This is a genomic window from Cellulomonas rhizosphaerae (assembly GCF_003470205.1).
In the GTDB taxonomy this organism is placed as follows: domain Bacteria; phylum Actinomycetota; class Actinomycetes; order Actinomycetales; family Cellulomonadaceae; genus Cellulomonas; species Cellulomonas rhizosphaerae.
This window is the reverse complement of sequence record NZ_QWKP01000043.1, coordinates 1-3,046: the sequence shown is the minus strand read 5'-3', so window position 1 is coordinate 3,046 and position 3,046 is coordinate 1. Positions and strand designations below refer to the sequence as shown.

At 70.4% G+C, this 3,046-nt stretch carries 2 protein-coding genes; both read left to right on the top strand.

What is annotated here, in order from left to right; all coding sequences use genetic code 11:
• Positions 1-9 precede the first annotated feature (9 nt).
• On the top strand, positions 10-831 hold the full coding sequence (locus D1825_RS00575) for a carbohydrate ABC transporter permease (protein ID WP_118765599.1): 822 nt from the start codon (positions 10-12) through the stop codon (positions 829-831).
• A gap of 18 nt (positions 832-849) precedes the next feature.
• Positions 850-3,046, top strand: a 2,197-nt coding sequence (locus tag D1825_RS00570) for a glycoside hydrolase family 2 protein (protein WP_138067043.1), incomplete at its 3' end; no start/stop codon positions are given.

Here is a 3,046-nt window from a genome sequence, read left to right as displayed (position 1 = left end):
GAACCTCACGTGAGGAAGACCCTCGCCGCGACGGGCAAGTACTCGAGCCTGGTCATCGCCAGCCTCGTCACGCTGGTCCCGCTCGTCGTCATCGTGCTCACGTCGCTCAAGACCGCGCAGGACTACGCGACGAGCGGCCCGCTCGACCTGCCCAGGCACCCGACCCTGAAGAACTTCGTCACCGCGTTCCAGGACGCCGACATGGCGCGGGCGTTCCTCAACACCACGATCATCCTGGTCGCCTCGGTGGTGGGCACGATCATCATCGGCACGATGACCGCTTATGCGCTGGACCGCTTCCAGTTCCGGTTCAAGAAGCTCGTGCTCTCGCTTTTCCTGCTCGCCACGCTCGTGCCGGGCGTGACCACGCAGGTCGCCACGTTCCAGGTGGTCAACGAGCTCGGGCTCTACAACACCCGGCTCGCGCCGATCGCCCTGTTCATGGGCACCGACATCGTGTCGATCTACATCTTCGTGCAGTTCATGCGCTCGATCCCGATCTCGCTCGACGAGGCGGCGACGCTCGACGGCGCGAACCACTTCACGATCTACCGGCGCGTGATCTTCCCGCTGCTCAAGCCCGCGATCGCGACCGTGATCATCATCAAGGGCGTGGCGATCTACAACGAGTTCTACATCCCGTTCCTCTACATGCCCTCGCAGGACCTGGGCGTCATCTCGACGTCGCTGTTCCGGTTCCGGGGCCCCATGGGCACCCAGTGGGAGATCCTCTCCGCCGGCGCGCTGCTCGTCATCATCCCGACCTTGATCGTCTTCCTCGCCCTGCAGAAGTACATCTACAACGGCCTGTCGGCCGGGGCCACCAAGTAAGCACCAGGAGCTCGCACCATGAACCGCACGACCTTGCACGACGGCTGGACCCTGCGCTCGGCGGGCGGACCCGTCCCGGCCCACATCGCGGGTGTCGTCGTCCCTGCCCAGGTGCCCGGCACGGCGCACACCGACCTCCTCGCGGCGGGCCTCATCGAGGACCCGTACCTGGACCTGAACGAGAACGACCTGGTCTGGGCGCACCGCGCGCAGTGGCTCTACTCGCGTGAGCTGGTCGTCGAGCCGGCGGCCGACGACGAGCGCGTCGACCTGGTGTTCGACGGGCTCGACACGGTCGCGGAGATCAGCCTCGGTGGCGTCGAGATCGGGCGGACGGCCAACCAGCACCGCGGCTACCGGTTCGACGTGCGCTCGCTCGCGACCGGCCAGCCGACCCGGCTCGAGGTGCTCTTCCGCTCCGCCCTCGAGTCGGCCGAGGCCGAGGTCGAGCGCATCGGGGCGCGCCCCGGCGCCTACCCGCACCCGCTGAACATGGTCCGCAAGATGGCCTGCAGCTTCGGCTGGGACTGGGGGCCGGACCTGCAGACCGCCGGCATCTGGAAGCCCGCGCGGCTCGAGCGGTGGCGCACCGCGCGCCTCGCGTCCGTGCGGCCGCTCGTGACGATCGACGGCGCGGCCCGCGTCGCGGTGCACGTCGAGGTCGAGCGCTCGGGCCTGTCGGACCCCACGCCGCTCGCGGTGACCGTGACCTTGGGTGAGCAGAGCGTGACCGGCACGGTCGCGGCCGACGAGTCGTCGACGGTCGTCGAGGTCGTCGTCGAGAAGCCGGACCTGTGGTGGCCGCACGGGTACGGCGCGCAGCCCCTGTACGCGCTGAGCGTCGAGCTCGAGGGCCTGGACTCCTGGGAGCGGCGCATCGGGCTGCGGACCGTCGAGCTGCGGACCGGGGCCGACGAGATCGGCACCGAGTTCACGATCGTCGTCAACGGCCAGCCGGTCTTCGTCAAGGGCGCCAACTGGATCCCGGACGACCACCTGCTCACGCGCATCACGCGTGAGCGGCTCGCCCGCCGCCTCGACCAGGCCGTCGACGCGCACCTCAACCTGCTGCGCGTGTGGGGCGGCGGCATCTACGAGTCCGACGACTTCTACGAGCTGTGCGACGAGCGCGGCCTCATGGTCTGGCAGGACTTCCTGCTCGCGTGCTTCGCCTACCCCGAGGAGGAGCCGCACCGCTCCGAGTTCGAGGCCGAGGCGCGCGAGAACGTCACGCGCCTGTCGTCGCACCCGTCGCTCGTGCTGTGGAACGGCGGCAACGAGAACATCTGGGGCTTCGAGGACTGGGGCTGGAAGGAGAAGCTCGACGGCGCGACCTGGGGCCTCGGCTACTACGAGGGCGTGTTCCCGAGCGTCATCGCGGAACTCGACCCGACGCGCCCGTACGCGGCCGGCAGCCCGTTCTCGCCGGGCCAGGACCCGTCGGTCGTGCACCCCAACGACCCCGACCACGGCACCCACCACCAGTGGGAGGTCTGGAACCGGATCGACTACACGCACTACCGCGACGACGTCCCGCGGTTCAGCTCGGAGTTCGGCTACCAGGGCCCGCCCACGTGGGCGACGCTCGAGCGTGCGGTGCGCAACGCCGACGGCGCCCCGCTGGCGAAGGAGGACGAGGTCTGGCTGCTGCACCAGAAGGCCGACGACGGCAACGGCAAGCTCGACCGCGGCATGGCGCCGCACCTGGGCGTGCCCGACGACTTCACCGACTGGCACTGGGCCACGCAGCTCAACCAGGCACGCGCGGTCGAGCACGCGATCACGCACTACCGCTCGTGGTGGCCGCGCACGGCCGGGTCGATCGTCTGGCAGCTCAACGACTGCTGGCCCGTCACCTCCTGGGCGGCGATCGACGGTGACGAGCGGCCAAAGCCGCTGTGGTGGGCCCTGCGCGCGGCGTACGCCGACCGCCTGCTCACCGTGCAGCCGCGTCCCGACGGGCTCGTGCTCGCGGTCGTCAACGACACGGCGTCGCCGTGGACGGGCACCGTGGCCGTGCGGCGCGAGCAGCTGGACGGGTCCGTGCTCGCCTCGGCGTCCCTGTCCGTCACGGCGGACCCGCGGGGGGTCGCGCTCGTCGGCCTGCCCGACGAGGTCCGGGTGCCCGACGACGCCGCGGGCGAGGTGCTCGTCGTGGAGCTCGACGGGCTGCAGGCGGTCCACACCTGGGTCGAGGACGTCGAGCTCCGGCTCG